Annotated in this window: 14 protein-coding genes and 1 pseudogene; 10 read left to right on the top strand and 5 right to left on the bottom strand. The window is 42.7% G+C overall.

Going from position 1 to position 16,695, the window contains the following annotated elements; all coding sequences use genetic code 11:
• Positions 1-278: 278 nt before the first annotated feature.
• On the bottom strand, positions 279-713 hold the full coding sequence (locus RMX98_RS30485) for a hypothetical protein (protein WP_322676995.1): 435 nt from the start codon (positions 711-713) through the stop codon (positions 279-281).
• A 119-nt stretch (positions 714-832) separates the two neighbouring features.
• Here RMX98_RS30485 and RMX98_RS30490 point away from each other — a divergent pair, with 119 nt between their 5' ends.
• Together RMX98_RS30490 and RMX98_RS30495 are read left to right on the top strand one after the other, a co-directional pair.
• Positions 833-2,683, top strand: a complete 1,851-nt coding sequence (locus tag RMX98_RS30490; RefSeq protein ID WP_322676994.1) for a S8 family peptidase — start codon at positions 833-835, stop codon at positions 2,681-2,683.
• A 133-nt stretch (positions 2,684-2,816) separates the two neighbouring features.
• On the top strand, positions 2,817-3,050 hold the full coding sequence (locus RMX98_RS30495; protein WP_322676993.1) for a hypothetical protein: 234 nt from the start codon (positions 2,817-2,819) through the stop codon (positions 3,048-3,050).
• Here RMX98_RS30495 and RMX98_RS30500 read toward each other — a convergent pair.
• Together RMX98_RS30500 and recA are read right to left on the bottom strand one after the other, a co-directional pair.
• Entirely contained in the window at positions 3,037-3,360 is a 324-nt protein-coding gene (locus RMX98_RS30500) for a thioredoxin family protein (RefSeq protein ID WP_322676992.1), read from the bottom strand. The two genes, RMX98_RS30495 and RMX98_RS30500, sit on opposite strands and share 14 nt — an antisense overlap.
• Positions 3,361-3,555: 195 nt before the next feature.
• On the bottom strand, positions 3,556-4,635 hold the full coding sequence (gene recA / locus RMX98_RS30505; protein WP_322676991.1) for a recombinase RecA: 1,080 nt from the start codon (positions 4,633-4,635) through the stop codon (positions 3,556-3,558).
• A gap of 500 nt (positions 4,636-5,135) precedes the next feature.
• Here recA and RMX98_RS30510 point away from each other — a divergent pair, with 500 nt between their 5' ends.
• The 3 genes from RMX98_RS30510 (at position 5,136) to RMX98_RS30520 (ending at position 6,681) form a co-directional block, all read left to right on the top strand.
• Positions 5,136-5,381 carry a hypothetical protein gene (locus tag RMX98_RS30510; protein WP_322676990.1) on the top strand — a complete coding sequence of 82 codons (246 nt, stop codon included), beginning with the start codon at positions 5,136-5,138 and terminating at the stop codon, positions 5,379-5,381.
• A 198-nt stretch (positions 5,382-5,579) separates the two neighbouring features.
• Complete coding sequence (locus tag RMX98_RS30515; RefSeq protein WP_322676989.1) at positions 5,580-6,419, top strand: hypothetical protein; 840 nt, start codon at positions 5,580-5,582, stop codon at positions 6,417-6,419.
• Positions 6,412-6,681 carry an HNH endonuclease signature motif containing protein gene (locus RMX98_RS30520; protein WP_322676988.1) on the top strand — a complete coding sequence of 90 codons (270 nt, stop codon included), beginning with the start codon at positions 6,412-6,414 and terminating at the stop codon, positions 6,679-6,681. The genes RMX98_RS30515 and RMX98_RS30520 overlap by 8 nt, the downstream gene beginning before the upstream one ends.
• 75 nt (positions 6,682-6,756) lie before the next feature.
• Here RMX98_RS30520 and RMX98_RS30525 read toward each other — a convergent pair whose 3' ends face one another.
• A complete protein-coding gene (locus RMX98_RS30525) occupies positions 6,757-7,185 on the bottom strand; it encodes a type II toxin-antitoxin system VapC family toxin (protein WP_322676987.1) in 429 nt (142 codons plus the stop codon).
• Positions 7,178-7,411, bottom strand: coding sequence for a hypothetical protein (locus tag RMX98_RS30530; protein ID WP_322676986.1), 234 nt, complete (start codon positions 7,409-7,411; stop codon positions 7,178-7,180). Before RMX98_RS30530 ends, RMX98_RS30525 begins: the two co-directional genes overlap by 8 nt.
• A 141-nt stretch (positions 7,412-7,552) precedes the next feature.
• Between RMX98_RS30530 and xseA the strand changes: the two genes are divergently transcribed.
• From xseA to RMX98_RS30555, 5 genes and pseudogenes are all read left to right on the top strand, one after another.
• Entirely contained in the window at positions 7,553-8,821 is a 1,269-nt protein-coding gene (xseA, locus tag RMX98_RS30535) for an exodeoxyribonuclease VII large subunit (protein ID WP_322676985.1), read from the top strand.
• Entirely contained in the window at positions 8,814-9,041 is a 228-nt protein-coding gene (xseB, locus tag RMX98_RS30540; RefSeq protein ID WP_099102361.1) for an exodeoxyribonuclease VII small subunit, read from the top strand. Before xseA ends, xseB begins: the two co-directional genes overlap by 8 nt.
• Before the next feature lie 311 nt (positions 9,042-9,352).
• Positions 9,353-11,746 (top strand): ATP-binding protein, encoded by a 2,394-nt coding sequence (locus RMX98_RS30545; protein WP_322676984.1) that lies wholly within the window; start codon positions 9,353-9,355, stop codon positions 11,744-11,746.
• Positions 11,743-12,216 (top strand): annotated as a pseudogene (locus RMX98_RS30550) (response regulator). Before RMX98_RS30545 ends, RMX98_RS30550 begins: the two are co-directional and overlap by 4 nt.
• A gap of 155 nt (positions 12,217-12,371) precedes the next feature.
• Positions 12,372-16,538 carry a PAS domain-containing protein gene (locus tag RMX98_RS30555; RefSeq protein ID WP_322676982.1) on the top strand — a complete coding sequence of 1,389 codons (4,167 nt, stop codon included), beginning with the start codon at positions 12,372-12,374 and terminating at the stop codon, positions 16,536-16,538.
• Positions 16,539-16,695: the final 157 nt, after the last annotated feature.

Below are 16,695 nucleotides of genomic sequence, written 5' to 3' on the forward strand. Positions count from 1 at the left end.
AAAGAATGTAGAGATGTAGCACGGCTACGTCTCTATAAGGGTTTTGGATTACGTATATTGAATTTATGGAGATGTTTAATAAATGGTAGTCAAGTAAAAGCCATTCCTAAAAACATCTTTCCAATAAAGCAGGGAACAGAGAATAGGGAATAGGGAATAGGAAAGAAAGCTTTCTAAGGTGTACTGAGTTTTTTTAGAAATCAAATATGAGTCCTATAGCGATCTAACTTTTTGACCATAAATAACCGTATTATTTGGAACTTATAGTTTTAATATAACTACTGCTGTGGTTGCGATCGCAAGTTTTGTAATACCCCCTGCAAAAACTTACCCCATTCTGCTGCCAAAGGAATTTCTGTAAACGGAACCCGCACTGAGTTAGTAGATTCAGAAAATAGAAATTCTAATTCTATAGAACGACCTTTCTCTGGTGGATTGTTTACATCTACTGGTTTTTCATTTACTAAAACCTGGATTTGTTTGATATCAAGCAAGGAGAATGTTTCTAGTTTAATCGGCCCTTGAGGCGTGGGTTTTCCCCAAGTGATATTGTTGTCTTTTTGACCTAATACAGCATAAATATCATACTTGGCTCGTTCAAATTGCTCTGCCCAAGTGCGATAGGCTTCGACTTTTTGATACTCCTTCGAGCCTTGCCAAGCCAACCAGAAAAACATTACTAACAGCGGCAACCACAAAAGACCACGTTCCATCGTTTAAAAAAATCCTCAGTTTGGAATGAAACTTGTAACTAAAAGTGCAAAATCTACCAACAAGGGGTCGAGATAAGTTATGGTATGAGCAAACTGGCAAAAAGCGGTGATGAGTTAATATGAGAAAACTTATATTATTGTGCTTGTTTGTCATTGGGCTGGGATCTGCCATATTTGGTTTCCTGAATTTCCAGGGATTGGCAGCTAAAGGAGAGTTTGAGACGATTTTGCTTGATTTTCGGGAAGATATTCCATCACTTGTAGTGGAACAGAATTTGCAAGCGATCGCCAAACAATACAACGTTACACCCCAATTAGACAACAAGTTTTCCAAAAAAGATAATGTGTATATTATCAAGGGCGATCGCCAACGGCTCCAAGAACTGAAAAAATCTCAGTTTGCCCAAGCCACAGAATTGATTGAACCAAACTATATCTACAACAAGATTCCCCAACCAGGTAAAACCGCTTGGCTAGGTGAATTTTTAACACCCCAAGAAGATGAAGAACCAAGTCCTTCATTAACTGGCCCTAATGACCAATATTACAGCAAGCAATGGAACTTGCACAAAATTGGTGTTGAAGGTGCATGGAGTCAAACCAAAGGCAGTGGTATCACAGTCGCAGTGATTGACACCGGGATTACCAAGGTTCGCGACTTGTATGAGACAAAATTCGTCAAGGGCTATGATTTTGTTAACGACCGAGAAGAAGCCACAGACGATAACGGCCACGGTACTCATGTTGCCGGAACTATTGCTCAAGCCACAAATAACAAATATGGCGTCGCTGGAATTGCTTATGAAGCCAGTCTGATGCCGTTGAAGGTACTCAGTTCTTATGGCGGTGGTACTGTTGCCGATATTGCCGAAGCGATTAAATTTGCTGCTGATAAAGGCGCAGATGTGATTAATATGAGCTTGGGTGGTACTGGTGAAAGCCAGTTGATGAAACAAGCGATCGAGTATGCCCATAGAAAAGGTGTTGTTATTATTGCCGCAGCCGGGAATGAAAACACCAATGGTGCAAGCTATCCAGCCCGCTATCCCTACGTCATAGGTGTTTCGGCAATTGGGCCTGATGGCGAAAGAGCGCCCTATTCTAACTTTGGTGCAGGGGTAGATATCTCTGCTCCTGGTGGTAGTGAAGCTGGTAAAATTCTCCAAGAAACCATCGATGAAAAGGGCGAAGGGGTATTTCTCGGTTTTCAGGGTACAAGCATGGCTGCTCCTCACGTTGCTGGTGTTGCAGCATTAATCAAAGCTGCTGGCATCAAAGAACCAGATGAAGTTTTAAAAGTCCTCAAGCAGTCCGCACGAGTGATTCAGGATGATGGTTTGAACTATTATGGCGCTGGACAACTCAATGCAGAAGCAGCAGTCAAACTAGCCTTTAGCGGACAAATTAGTTTCCCAGATTTCTTCCGGTGGTTACGAGATAGCGGCTATCTTAACCCCGGCTTTTGGATTGATGGTGGTGCGGTAGCACTGTTACCCAAGATTTTAATGGTAGTTGGTTCCTATCTGCTGGCTTGGTTTTTACGCGTTTACTTCCCCTTCACTTGGAGTTGGTCTTTATCCAGTGGACTAATTGCCGGCAGTTCTGGGTTATTCTTCCTCAAGGGAATTTATATTTTTGATCTTCCCCAATGGCCTTTCCGGGTTTTGGGCAGTTCAATTCCCGAATTAGGTAATACTCTCCAGGGAACTGATGCATTAAATCCCCTATTTGCCAGTGTACTGATTCCCATTGCGTTAATGGCATTGCTGCTGGGACATCCTAGTTGGAAATGGTTCGCCATTGGTTCAACTTTAGGTGTAGCTGCGTGCTTAACTACAAGTGCGTTTTTCGAGCCGACAGTTTGGGGATTGGGAAGTGGTAACTTAGCACGTCTCTTCCTCATTGCTAATGCCCTAGTCTGTTATGGACTTGTTCGTTTAGCATTAAAAAACGAAGAGAAAATAGCATAAATGGGGAATAGGGAATGGGGCATTGGGCATAGCGCATGGGGAATCAATTTTTATAACTCCTAACTCCTAACTCCTAACTCCTAACTCCCAATTCCCTACTCTCCTTACTCAGCACTCAGCACTCAGCACTGTTATGAGCATTACAATTACAGGTACAGTCGAACGTCGTGATATAGGTACAGGCGCATGGGCGTTAGTTACAGAAGAGGGCGTTACTTACGAAATCCTCAGAGGGGCTGACAAAGACCTACTCAAAGCCGGACAAAAAGCAAAAATTAAAGGGCAGGTGCGTGAAGATATCATGACAACTGCCATGATTGGCCCTGCCTTAGAGGTCAAATCTTTTGAGGTAATTAGTTCTGATTAGCTGGGGAATCTAGAACCTCTTGCAGACGACTTCTAAACTCCCCTTTGGGATGACCTCCTTTTACTTCACCAACAATCTGAAATTCCCCCTCTGGAGAATTGCAGATAATGTAAGTAGGCCATCCCATTTCTGATTTATCGGGATATTGAGTCAACAAAATCTTGCGATACTTGCGGTAAGCAGTCGTATCTTGCATTTTTACATCGATAAATTCTAAACCCAGTTCTTCAGCCACCTTTTTGTCATAAAAAGACATTTTGTGGCAGATGCCGCACTCTTCTGAAGAGAACTTAATTACAGCTAAACTCATGGGTTGGCTACTCTTTGATTATAAACAAAGTTTTTGAGCATAATGCCATGAAATATTACCATATAGCTGGTCATTAGTGTCAATCTAATGTTGAAACCCCGATCCAGTATCCAAATCTCGATAAAAATAAGGTGCGTTAGCTTTTTTTGTAACGCACCATCTATTAGCAATTGCAGATTAATAAATCCGCATTCTTTATTCTTCTGGCTCTAAATCGACTTCTTCCTCTTCATCTTCGTCACTAGCTTTAGCGACAGAGTTAGCAGAAACAACAGCACCTTTATCTAGCTTTTCACGCACTAGTTTCTTAATTTCTTCAGCAAATTCAGGCTTTTCTTCTAGATACTTAATGGCGTTGTCTCGTCCTTGGGAGATATTATCGCCGTTGTAACTATACCAAGCTCCTTTGCGGATAATAATGCCAGTTTCTTCTGCTAAGTCAACAAGACAACCCAAGGTAGAAATGCCTTTACCAAAAATAATGTCAAATTCCGCTATTCTAAAAGGCGGCGCTACTTTATTTTTGGCGACTTTGACTTTAACGCGATTACCAAATTCATCAGTACCTTTTTTCAAGGTTTGAATTCGCCGAATATCCAAGCGCACCGAAGCGTAAAATTTCAATGCGTTACCGCCAGTAGTCGTTTCTGGGCTACCGTAAGTAACACCGATTTTTTGTCGCAACTGGTTGATGAAAATTACTGTGCAACCAGATTTACCAATATTACCAGTAATTTTACGTAGAGCTTGGCTCATTAACCGCGCTTGCAGACCAACGTGAGCATCGCCCATATCGCCTTCAATTTCAGCACGGGGAACCAATGCTGCTACTGAGTCTATAACTACAATATCAACCGCAGCAGAGCGAACAAGTTGATCGACAATTTCCAAAGCTGATTCGCCAGTGTCAGGTTGGGAAATCAACAAATTGTCAATATCTACACCCAATGCAGCAGCATAAGTAGGGTCTAGGGCGTGTTCAGCATCAACGAAGGCAGCAATACCGCCATTTCTTTGCACTTCGGCGAGCGCGTGTAGCGCTACTGTAGTTTTACCAGAACTTTCCGGCCCATAAATTTCAATTACCCGCCCCTTGGGTAAACCACCACCCAATGCTAAATCTAGGGTAAGCGCTCCACTGGAAATCGTTTCCACCCGCATCCGGGTAGCATCGCCCAGGCGCATGATTGCTCCTTTACCGAAGCTGCGCTCAATCTGGTTGAGCACCATAGTCAGTGCTTTTTGCTTGCCAGAAGTATCGGTGTTGATAGCCATTCCTGCCTCTAATGCCTCTTAATATATGGTTTTAAGGAGTGTTGGTGTCGGAGTTTGAGTAGAACAGATATACTATTTTAACCAGAAAATTCTGGAATAGGACTTCTCAAATCAAAAAAGGGTGTGACAAGATCGTAACTCGATCGCTACCAAATTAGGGTAGCTCTGCACAATGATACCAACTTACATTCAGAGATAGCTTCTTTTTGGCTGGGTAAGCAAGGGTTTTCAAAGAAAAGATACTTAACAACACTGTCAGTAGAGCTAGACTCGTGAGCATTTGCGGGGGTTGCTAAATTAGGAGCGATCGCCCATGCCAATCAGCATATCATCGATAGCAGCTTCATCGGGTCGGGGTTAGATATAGACAGCTTCTAGGGAAGTAGTAAAGGGATTTTCAATGCTTGATGTGACTTTCAACTTTGAGAGGCGATGATGCTCAGTCGTACTTGCTGCCTATAAGCTTGACGTATAATTGTACCAATACAGGGGAAAACATTATGGCTAAAGTTAATCTAAATGCTCTGATTCCACGAGAAGATTTTGATGTAGAAGAAAATATTAATCTGGGCAAGAAAAAAGAAACAATTTCTATTGAAGACCTTAAGATAGACTCATTCTTCTTTTCAAACATCAGAAAACCTGATTTTCAAAGAGAAACTAACGAATGGGATAAAAATAGAATTTGTGAATTTATCAAAAGTTTTATTGAGGGCGATTTAATACCAGCAATTATTTTATGGTGAAGTACAGGTGGCTACTTATTTGTAATTGATGGTAGCCATAGATTAAGTGCTTTATCTGCTTGGGTAAATGATGATTATGGTGATGGTAAAATTTCAAAACTTTTTTATGATGGGGTAATTTCTGATGAACAACTGGAAATTGCTCAAGAAACGCGAAAATTAGTAAATAAAACAGTCGGTTCGTATGATGATTTTAAGTTGGCTTCCACATACCCTGATAAAGTTAAACCCGAAGTTGTCAAATATGCTAAAAATCTAGCAGCCTTGGCAATTCAACTTCAATGGGTTGAAGGTGATGCAACTAAAGCAGAAAGTTCATTCTTCAAAATTAATCAACAAGCTGCACCAATTGATAAAACTGAGCTAAAACTCCTTGAATCTAGGAGAAAGCCTAACAGTATTGCAGCGCGTGCAATTATCAGAAGCGGCAAAGGGCACAAATATTGGTCATCTTTTTCAAATGAAACACAATATCAAATACAAGAAATAGCCAAAAAGATTAATGAAATACTTTTTGCGCCTAAGTTAAAGACTCCTATAAAAACTCTGGACATACCAGTTGGAGGAAAACTTTATTCCTCGCAAACATTACCACTAATTTTAGATTTTGTGAATGTTGTTAACAATCTAGATTTTAATAATAAGGGAATTAATGATGACTTAACTGGTGAAGCAACAATACAGATTTTAAAGAAAACCAAAAAGATTGTGTATAGATTAAATAGCAATCATTCCTCATCTTTGGGGTTACATCCAGTTATATACTTTTACTCAAAAGAGGGACGACATAGAACAGTATCCTTACTTGCTGTAGTTGATTTTGTAATGGAACTTGATAAAAGACAAAAAATAAATGACTTCATTAAAGTACGAGAACAGTTTGAGGAATGCCTCATAAAATATGATTATTTGATTCAACAAATTTATTTAAAATATAGGTCTGTTCAAAAAAGCTACAAAGATGTATCAAAATTATTTCAGAAACTTGTAACTAATTTACAAACTGAAAAAACAATTCATAATATTCTAAATGACTAGTAATGATTTTCAGTACTTGACTATTCGTACAATAAATCAAGAAACTCATTCATCTACACAAGACTTTAATACAAATAAAAAAAGTGAAATTTATATAAAAGATGCATTACAAAATGCACAAAAATGTAAAATTTGTCAGGGTCTTATCCATAGAAATTCAATTTCGATTGATCATATCCAGCGTAGAGAAGATGGCGGATTGGCAAGTGTAGATAACGGACAGATAACGCATCCATACTGTAATACAGGATATAAAAATTAAGTTATAAAATACATCTGCATTAGAGCATTTAGCTAATGGCGAAACTTGATGGCATTTCATCCATTCACATTGTTGCTATAAACGCCAGTTATCTAGCTTTAGTGAATAATTTAAATCCTGAATCCTTTGATAATGAGAGAAATTACCCGTAACTAAAGTTAGATTATGACTGATGGCAATTGCAGCAATCATACAATCGGGATAACCAATTCTTTTTCCGGTTGTCTCTAAATCAGCGTAGATTTTTCCTGCTAATACTGCTTCTGTCAAGTCAAAAGATAATATTTCCTGTGAATTCAGTATAGTTAAAAATTGCTGAAGACGTTTTTCTTGCTTACGTTTTTGCCAGCCTTCGACAATTTCCATGACTGTAATTGCAGAAATTGTATATTTATCAAACTGATGTAAGTAATTATTGGCTTTGAAAATAATACGAGGATTTACTCGTTTAATAATTTCTGAAAGAATATCCGTATCAAGTAGAGACTTTTCTACTTCATTCATCTGTTCCAGTATATCCTCTTTTTTCCATCGCTTCAGCAACAATTTCATCAACAATTTCTGGAACATCAGCATATAATCCCATTAAAGGATCGTTCTTCTCCTGAACTTTTGCTAAACGTTCAATTACGTGGCTAATCAATTCTGATAAAGTTGATTTATTGACTATTGCCAGAGTTTTTGCTCGTTCAAAGGTGAGTCTGTCTAGTTCAAGTTCTATTTTTTCCATTATCGTTTTAAACTCTATTTAGTGATTAATTTAAGTCTAATAGATTTTTCGGATATTTTTAGTTTGATTATTCAACAAAATAGCTATCAATTAATGTTATTTGCTAAAATTTGATTAGGCTTTTGCTTTCGTGTATCTTTGATGACTTTCGACCTTCCCGACTCTCTGATTCTCGATACAGCGCTTTCAGTATCTGGATTAACTGACTATATCCGCTTGCTGTTAGAGCAAGATGAACAATTACGGCAAGTTTGGGTAACTGGCGAAGTTTCCAGTGCTAACAACCATCGCAGTGGGTTGTTTTTTACGCTGCAAGATCCCGATCGCACCGCCGGCATTAAGTGTGTAGTATGGAATAGCCAATTGCCAAAACTCGCCCAAATGCCTGTTCCTGGCGAACAGATAATCATTTTGGGTAGCATTCGCGTCTATCCACAACGGGGAGAGTATCAGTTATCAGTTTGGCAGACTTTACCTGCTGGTGTTGGTTTACAGGCACTGCGCTATCAACAACTCAAAAATCGCTTGCTGGCTGAGGGGTTGTTCGACGCGCAAAGAAAGCGATCGCTCCCCATTCATCCCCAAACGATCGCTGTTGTCACTTCACCAACGGCGGCTGCTTGGGGCGATATTCAAAAAACCTTGAAGCAAAGGTATCCAGGTTTACACGTTTTATTTTCTCCCGCGACCGTACAAGGAGAGCAAGCACCAGAATCTATCGTCAAAGCAATTGAGCGGGTGGAAAAAGATGGGCGCGCCGAAGTGCTAATTTTATCGCGGGGTGGTGGTGCGGTGGAAGAGTTGGCTTGTTTTAATGATGAACGAGTGGTGCGATCGCTTGCTAGTTGTTCTATTCCGGTAATTACTGGGATCGGGCATCAACGAGATGAATCTTTAGCAGATTTAGTTGCAGATGTATGTGTGCATACACCGACTGCGGCAGCAGAAATGGTTGTACCAGCACTTTCAGAATTGTATACTGAGCATCGGCAGCGAGTTGTCGCTTTACATGAGGCGGTGCATGATTTTGGGGAAAATGCCGAGAATAAACTGCAAGTATTGCGTAATCGTTTGCGACGTTTGCGGTTAGATCGGCAAGTGCAGCAGGAAGTGGAAAAGCTAGCTTGGAAGCGTCAGCATTTGGTGCAAATTACCACGGGGCGATCGCAGCAAGCAACGCAGCATTTAGAATTATTGCGGCAGAAGTTGGCTAGTCTTGACCCGAAAGCGGTGTTACAGCGTGGTTATGCGGTGGTGAGAAGGGAAGATGGGGCGATCGCTCGTTCGGCGGCGGAGTTGGAAGTGGGGCAAGAGTTAGTGATTCAGTTGGGGCAGGGTGGGGTTAAAGTGAAGGTTATGGAAGTGAACGAACCGCACAGACGCAGAGGACGCAGAGAGATTAATGGTTAAACGTAAGGGTGCTTCTAGTTCTGAGGAAGGTTGGAATTATGAGGCGAAGGTTGCTGAAATAGAGGGAATTATTACTCGTATTGAGGCGGGTGAGTTGGAATTGGAAGCTGTGTTTGACCAATTTGCAACTGCTGTAGAGTATTTGCGTCAGTGCGAAGGTTTTTTGCAGCAGCGACAACAGCAGGTAGATTTGTTGATTGAAACATTAAGCCAAGAGTAGATGCCAAAGACTCTAGTTTGAGTCTAGGCTAGTGTGAATACAGGAGTTTGCTTTTTAAGTGAGGTACAAAATACAGGACTCAAAATCTTAGATATAACGCAATACAGTTCAGAATGAGTGACAAAACACTGTAGAGACGGCGATTTCTCGCGTACAAATCCCCGGACGCTCGAATACTCGCTAACGCTGCGCTATCGCAGACTCGCTAACACAAAACTGAATTACGAATTACGTAGCTTGCTTCTCGCATGAAGGCGAGTATTACGAATTATTTAAGCCAGAGTTCTAATGAAGAGTTGGATAAACAGAGAATGACTGATGAAATCATTGATTTGACAAACTGCGATCGCGAACCAATCCACATTCCCAGTTTGATCCAGCCTCACGGGGTTTTACTGGTTTTGCAAGATCCCACGCTGGAAATTCTTCAGGTGAGCAGTAATACTCAGCAAGTTATTGGTCGTCAACCTGATGAATTGCTGGGCAAGTCGCTATCAGATTTACTCAATGTCAAGCAAATTAAACTAATTCAACAATGTCTGTCAGAGGATTTTGAGAGCGTTAATCCCCTAAATATAATCATCAAACATCAAAATAAATCAATTCATTTTGATGGTATTGTCCATCGTTTAGATACTATTATTATTCTGGAATTGGAGCCGAAAAAAGCGAAGGAAAAAACAGGCTTTTTTGACTTTTATCAACAGGTAAGAGGAACCATTACCCGCATTCAGAAAGCACCAACGTTGCTAGAAATGTGCCAAATTGTGGTGACAGAAGTTCGGCGAATCACTGGCTTTGATCGCGTTATGGTCTATCGATTTGATCGCGAAGGGGCAGGTAGGGTGATCGCTGAAGACACTAATCAGGAAACGCCTTATCTGGACTTACACTATCCGCCTTCTGACATTCCCAAGCAAGCCCGACAGCTATACACTCTCAACTGGCTGCGGCTGATTCCAGATGCTAGCTACCAGCCTGTTGCTTTAATTCCAACGAACAATCCTTTAACAAATCAACCGTTGGATCTCAGTCTATCGGTGTTGCGGAGTGTTTCTGGGATTCATTTAGAGTACCTGCACAATATGGGCGTGACTGCCTCTATGTCTATTTCTCTGATGCAGAATCAAAAGCTTTGGGGATTGATTGCCTGTCACCATTCTTCGCCTAAATATGTTTCTTACAATATCCGCACTATCTGTGAGTTCATTGGACAGGTGATGTCTGTAGAACTGGCAAACAAAGAAGTCAGTGAAGACATTGATTACAAAAGGCAATTGAAATCATTACAAACTCTATTTGTTGAAGAGTTATCTCAGGTTGAGTATTTCTTGGATGGGATGGTGCAATTGAAATCTCAATTACTCGATTTGACCAGTGCCACGGGAGCAGCGATATGTAGTAGCAACCAGTGTATTCGAGTGGGTAAAACGCCATCAGAGGAGGAAGTTCACGCCTTACTTGATTGGATTAAACCTCAGATACATCATAACTTGTTTGAGACGCGATCGCTCTCGAAAGATTACCCACCCGCCTCCTTCTTTAAAGCGATCGCTAGTGGCGTGTTAGCCCTGGAAATTTCTCAAGTTCATCACAATTACATTCTCTGGTTTCGTCCAGAGGTAATTCAAACCGTGAATTGGGGTGGCAACCCCAACAAGCCTGTAGAAGTTTTGTCAGATGGCAGTTTAAGAATGTCTCCTCGCAAATCCTTTGAATTATGGCAAGAAACAGTGCAAGGATGTGCTTTACCCTGGAAACCTTGCGAAGTTGAAGCGGTGACTGAACTGCGAAGCCTGATTGTGGGCGTTGTGTTGCGACAGGCAGACAAACTGGCATCAATGAATTTTGAATTACAACGGAGTAACGAAGAACTCGATTCCTTCGCTTACGTTGCCTCCCATGACCTCAAAGAACCACTGCGGGGCATTCATAACTATGCTAATTTCTTAATGGAGGATTATGCAGACGTACTGAATGATGATGGAGTTACGAAACTGCAAACCCTGGTACGGTTGACGCAGCGTATGGAAGACCTGATTAATTCACTCCTGCATTTTTCCCGGTTGGGACGCGTCGAACTGATCCGGCAATCAGTAGATTTGAATGAGTTAGTGCAGCAGGTAATTACCACTTTGACCATTACTCGACCGCAGAGTGAAGTCGAGTTTCGCATTCCTCAAGCCCTTAAGAGCGTTCAATGCGATCGCGCTCAGATTAATGAGCTCTTCACCAACCTGATTAGCAACGCTATTAAGTACAATGATAAACCTCAGAAGTGGGTAGAAATTGGTTTCATCGAACTAGAGACTGGGGATTGGGAACCCAACCAAATCTTAAAAGAACTTTTTCCAGTACCCAGTACGCAGTCCCAGAGTGCCGATTCCTCCTCAATCAGCTTAACTGAAGTTGGGGAATCCCGGACGCTACCAGTTGAAGGAAATCGGGACAGAAAAGTTGCTTCTACTTCTGTAACTTTCTACGTTCGTGATAACGGCATTGGCATCTGTCAAGAACATCTCGAAAAAATCTTTCAGATATTCCGCCGTTTACATGGACGGGACGAATTTGGCGGTGGGACTGGAGTAGGGTTAACCATTGCCCGCAAAATTGTGGAACGGCACGGTGGTAGAATTTGGGTGGAATCTACGCCAACAATCGGTAGCACATTTTACTTCACCTTGTCGGCGGAGGCAAACAAATGACTTACATTTCAGCCTCCCCTATCCAGCAAATGCCACTACTTTTAATTGTGGAGGATAGCAACGAAGACTTTGAAGCACTGCAACGACTTCTAGGGAAATCTACCATTGCGATCGCTATTCAGCGCTGTGTGAATGGGGAATAAGCCTTGGCGTTTCTTTCTCGCACTGGCAGCTATGTGGAGCGCCAGAGTGCGCCCTATCCTGGCTTGATTGTGCTTGACTTGAACCTGCCCGGAACCGATGGACGAGAAGTGTTACGTCGAATTAAACAAGATGACAACTTGAAGATGATTCCGGTGGTGGTGTTTACTACCTCTAACAATCCTAAAGATATTGAAGTATGCTATCGATATGGTGTCAACAGCTATATTGTTAAGCCAATTAATTTTACCCAATTGAAACGAGATATTCAGATGCTTGTGGAATATTGGTTTGAAGTGACCACGCTGCCTGATTATCCCAAGGATTAGTCAAAATGATTCGTAATTGATAATGACGCCCATTTTAGAGGCGACACTAGGTAAAATCTTTACGTAGATGAGGATTTTAGCACTATTTTGAAAATAGTAATATCTCTATGATAACCTGCCAAATGTGGGCTTGAACTCTATCCGCTTAATTCACAATGTCTCAGCAACAGCGCACCCTCTTAATTGTCGATGATTCGCCAGAAGATCGAGAACTCTATCGGCGGTGTTTGCTGTGCGATCGCGAGTATTCTTATACACTTTTAGAAGCAAGCTTGGGGCGGCAAGGACTAGAACTTTGGCAGCAACATCAGCCCGATGTTGTATTGCTTGATTATCGACTGCCCGACATGGACGGACTGGAATTTGTCGCTCAATTGCAACTCCTGAGTCAACAGCCGTGCTTACCTGTAATTGTCATCACCGGACAGGGCAATGAGGCGATCGCAGTTCAGGCAATGAAAGCGGGCGCACAAGATTATATTGTCAAAACACAAATTACCCCAGAAGGTCTGCAAATATCAGTAAATGGGGCAATTGAAACAGTGCAGCTACGCACCCAACTACAACAGCGTATTGAACGAGAGCGCGTAGTCGCACAGATTACCCAGCAAATTCACCAATCGCTAAATCTGGATGAGATTCTTCAGACAACCGTAGTCAAAGTGCGGCAGTTTCTCCAAACCGATCGCGTCTTAGTTTTTCGGTTAAAACCTGACGGGGATGGCACAGTAGTAGCAGAATCCGTAGGCGCAGAGTGGCGATCGCTGTTCTCTTCGACAATCCACGATCCCTGCCTCGCTGAAAACTACCTTGCATGGAATAAACCGGAAACCGTCAGCGACAATCCCGCCTTGATCGAGAATTATCTCGAACGTTATTGTCAGGGTTGGGTAACAGCGATACCTGATATTCAAAATAGCAATATTGACCCATGCCTGATTAAATTGTTGACTCAGTTTCAAGTAAAAGCTAATCTGATCGTACCAATTCTGCAAGACAACCAGTTTTGGGGATTGCTGATTGCTCATCATTGTGCTTCCCCTCGCTCGTGGCAACCTTTAGAGATTGACTTGCTTAAAGAACTGGCAATTCAGGTAAGTATTGCGTTACGACAGGCAGAACTATATCAGCAAGCACAGCATGAACTCAAGGAACGCCAACAAGTAGAAGCAAAACTGCGCCAGAGTGAAGAACGTTTCCGGCAGATCGCAGAAAATATTGATGCGGTGTTCTGGATCAGAGAAGTGTCTGAAAACCGAGTCAGCTATGTCAGTCCTGCCTACAAACGTCTCTGGGGATTGAACGCAGAGGAATTGTATCAAAAACAACAGGTATGGGTCGATCGAATTCACCCAGAGGATCGAGAATCAACCCAGAAAGCCTTTCAGGAAAAAGCTATCGCAGGTCAATTCGATCAAGAATATCGGATTATTTTACCCGATGGTAGTGTTCGCTGGGTTCGCGATCGCTGCTCTCCACTTCGAGATGAAACAGGAGAGATTTATCGGTTTACAGGTATTGCCGAAGACATTAGCGAACGCAAGCAGGTAGAACTTGCCCTGCGAGACAGTGAAGAACGGCTGCAAATGGCACTGGAAGGTTCTGGTGGCGGTTTATGGGATTGGAACATTGTTACCAATGAAGATTATTTCAGTTCGCGATGGCTGGAAATGCTGGGATATGAGCAAGGAGAGTTACCTGAAAACTTTAGCAGTTGGGAGCGACTAATTCATCCTGACGATAAAGTTTGGGTAATGGAACGGTTGAATGCTCATCTTCAGGACGATTCGGTGTCTTACAAATTTGAATATCGGATGTTAACCAAGTCTGGGGAGTGGAAATGGATTGCCAACTACGGAAAAGTAGTTTTGCGCGATCACCAGGGCAATGCACTCCGTATGGCAGGTATACATCATGATATCAGCGATGTCTACGACGAGCTTCGCTTACGCAAACAGGCAGAACAAGCCCTGCGAGACAGTGAAGAACGCTTCCGCACCTCAGTTGAAAATATGCTGGACTGCTTTGGGGTATACCGTGCTGTGCGGAATGAGCAGGGACAGATTGTCGATTTTGCGACTGAATATGTCAATAATGCGGCTTGTTTCAACAATCAAATGACTTATGAGCAGCAAATTGGCCGGGGATTGTGTGAATTACTACCAGCGCATCGTGAGAGTGGATTGTTTGCTGAATACTGTCAGGTAGTAGAAACAGGACAGGCGCTGATTAAAGACAGCCTAGTTTATGAAGATAATTACGGACAACAACGCTTAGTGAGAGCATTTGATATCCGCGTGGCTAAATTTGGAGATGGATTTGTTGCCACCTGGCGAGATATCACCGTTCGCCAACAAACAGAAGAAGCCCTGCGCCAGAGTGAAGAATTTAAAAACCGTATTTTAGATAGCAGTTCTGACTGCATCAAGGTATTAAGTCTTGATGGGCGGCTGCTGTATATGAATACAGGTGGACTGTGTTTGATGGAAATTGACGACTTAAATTCCTATCTCAACACTGAATGGCTCTGTTTCTGGGAAGGCAGCTCTCAGCAACAGGCAAAGCAGGCACTTGCTGCCACTAAAGCAGGCGAAGTCAGCATTTTTCGCGGATACTGCCCAACCAAGAAAGGCACTCCCAAATGGTGGGAAGTGGTTGTTAGCCCGATGCTGGATGCCTCCGGGCAGGTGGAAAAAATCTTGTTGATTTCACGAGACATCAGCGATCGCAAAAAGATAGAACTCCTGTTGCAGGAGAGCGAAGCCCGGTTGAAATTGGCGTACAAAGCTACGCAATCGGGATTATGGGATTGGGACATTACCCGCAACAAAGCTCATGTCTCTGAAGAGTACATTAATCTGTTTGGGCTTGACCCAAGCACAAAGGAAATCACTTATGAACTGTGGTTAAGTCGCCTGCACCCAGACGATCGCGCCTCTGCCAATGAAGGGGTGAGTCGCACCATGCAGCAACAGCAAGAACACTATGAAGATGATTTTCGGATCATACATCCTGATGGCATTCGCTGGTTAGCGGCTAGAGGTCAGGTTTTCTATGATGCTGCGGGCAATGCAATCCGGATGGTAGGCAACGTCCAGGATATCACCGCTCGTAAACAAACTGAAATCGAACGCGATCGCCTATTTCAACTAGAACAAGCAGCCAGAGCCGAAGCAGAACGCGCCAATCGCATCAAAGATGAGTTTCTGGCCGTTCTCTCTCACGAATTGCGATCGCCTCTCAACCCGATTCTTGGCTGGACAAAACTGCTGCAAACCCGCAAATTTAGTGAAACAAAAACAGCTCAAGCCTTAGCCACCATTGAACGCAACGCTAAACTGCAAACTCAACTGATTGATGACTTGCTAGATATAGCCAAGATTCTGCGGGGTAAACTCAGCATCAATGCGACTCCAGTAAATCTAGCATTTGTGATTGAATCTGCGATCGACACAGTAAGTACAGCAGCCCGTTCCAAATCAATTCTGTTGCATTCAGTACTACCGAATATTGGGCAAGTTTCTGGAGATTCCAGCCGCCTTCAACAGATCGTTTGGAATTTACTTTCTAATGCGATCAAGTTTACCCCCAAGGGGGGACGGGTAGAAATTCGACTAGAGCGAGTCAACGAGCAAGCACAGATTATCATCAGTGACACTGGCAAAGGTATTAACCCAGACTTTCTCCCGTATATTTTTGAATCATTCCGTCAAGAAGATGTCTCAATTACTCGCAAGTATGGGGGGTTAGGATTGGGGTTGGCGATCGTCCGGCAGTTGGTTGAGGCTCACGGCGGCACGATCGCGGCTGATAGTCCGGGTGTTGGGTTAGGAGCCGTTTTTACAGTCCAGTTGCCACTGCTGGATATTCAACCGGAAATCGAGCAGACAGATGAGTTGTCACAAAAAGTACTCGAACTCACAGGGATTCGCGTCCTCACAGTCGATGATGACGCCGATGCCCGCGATCTATTAACAGTATTGCTTACTGAATACGGAGCTACAGTCCTGACTGTCACCTGTGCCGCAGAAGTATTAGCAAACCTGGAGTCCTTTCAACCCGATGTATTAGTCAGTGATATTGGGATGCCCGAAGTCGATGGCTATTCCCTGATTCAACAGATCCGCACTTTAACGCCTGAAAAAGGGGGACAGATACCCGCGATCGCTTTGACTGCTTATGCCAGAGTTGACGATTCCCAGCAAGCTATAAGCAGTGGCTATCAACGCCATGTTACCAAGCCCCTTAATCCAGAAGAGTTAGTTCAAGCTGTGGTGGCACTAGCGCAGACTCAACCAAACCAACGAGTACATTCTCTGTAGAGACGGCGATTTATCGCGGCTATACGAATTGAGGCAGGGGAGGCAGGGGGAGCAGGGGAGGCAGGGGAAGCAACAAGAGAGGGGAAAGGACGGGAAAAAAAAAAATATCTGATAAAACAAAAATATAATAAACTGAAGATAAAACAAAAAAAAAATA

The organism is Nostoc sp. DedQUE02, from assembly GCF_034531035.1.
Classification (GTDB): domain Bacteria; phylum Cyanobacteriota; class Cyanobacteriia; order Cyanobacteriales; family Nostocaceae; genus Nostoc.

Coding starts and splice junctions, on each gene's coding strand:
- RMX98_RS30490 (WP_322676994.1), top strand. CDS start 833: ATGAGAAAACTTATATTATTGTGCTTGTTTGTCATTGGGCTGGGATCT.
- recA (WP_322676991.1), bottom strand. CDS start 4,635: ATGGCTATCAACACCGATACTTCTGGCAAGCAAAAAGCACTGACTATG.
- xseA (WP_322676985.1), top strand. CDS start 7,553: ATGACTTTCGACCTTCCCGACTCTCTGATTCTCGATACAGCGCTTTCA.
- RMX98_RS30520 (WP_322676988.1), top strand. CDS start 6,412: ATGACTAGTAATGATTTTCAGTACTTGACTATTCGTACAATAAATCAA.
- RMX98_RS30545 (WP_322676984.1), top strand. CDS start 9,353: ATGACTGATGAAATCATTGATTTGACAAACTGCGATCGCGAACCAATC.
- RMX98_RS30485 (WP_322676995.1), bottom strand. CDS start 713: ATGGAACGTGGTCTTTTGTGGTTGCCGCTGTTAGTAATGTTTTTCTGG.
- xseB (WP_099102361.1), top strand. CDS start 8,814: ATGGTTAAACGTAAGGGTGCTTCTAGTTCTGAGGAAGGTTGGAATTAT.
- RMX98_RS30495 (WP_322676993.1), top strand. CDS start 2,817: ATGAGCATTACAATTACAGGTACAGTCGAACGTCGTGATATAGGTACA.
- RMX98_RS30510 (WP_322676990.1), top strand. CDS start 5,136: ATGGCTAAAGTTAATCTAAATGCTCTGATTCCACGAGAAGATTTTGAT.
- RMX98_RS30525 (WP_322676987.1), bottom strand. CDS start 7,185: ATGAATGAAGTAGAAAAGTCTCTACTTGATACGGATATTCTTTCAGAA.
- RMX98_RS30530 (WP_322676986.1), bottom strand. CDS start 7,411: ATGGAAAAAATAGAACTTGAACTAGACAGACTCACCTTTGAACGAGCA.
- RMX98_RS30500 (WP_322676992.1), bottom strand. CDS start 3,360: ATGAGTTTAGCTGTAATTAAGTTCTCTTCAGAAGAGTGCGGCATCTGC.
- RMX98_RS30555 (WP_322676982.1), top strand. CDS start 12,372: ATGTCTCAGCAACAGCGCACCCTCTTAATTGTCGATGATTCGCCAGAA.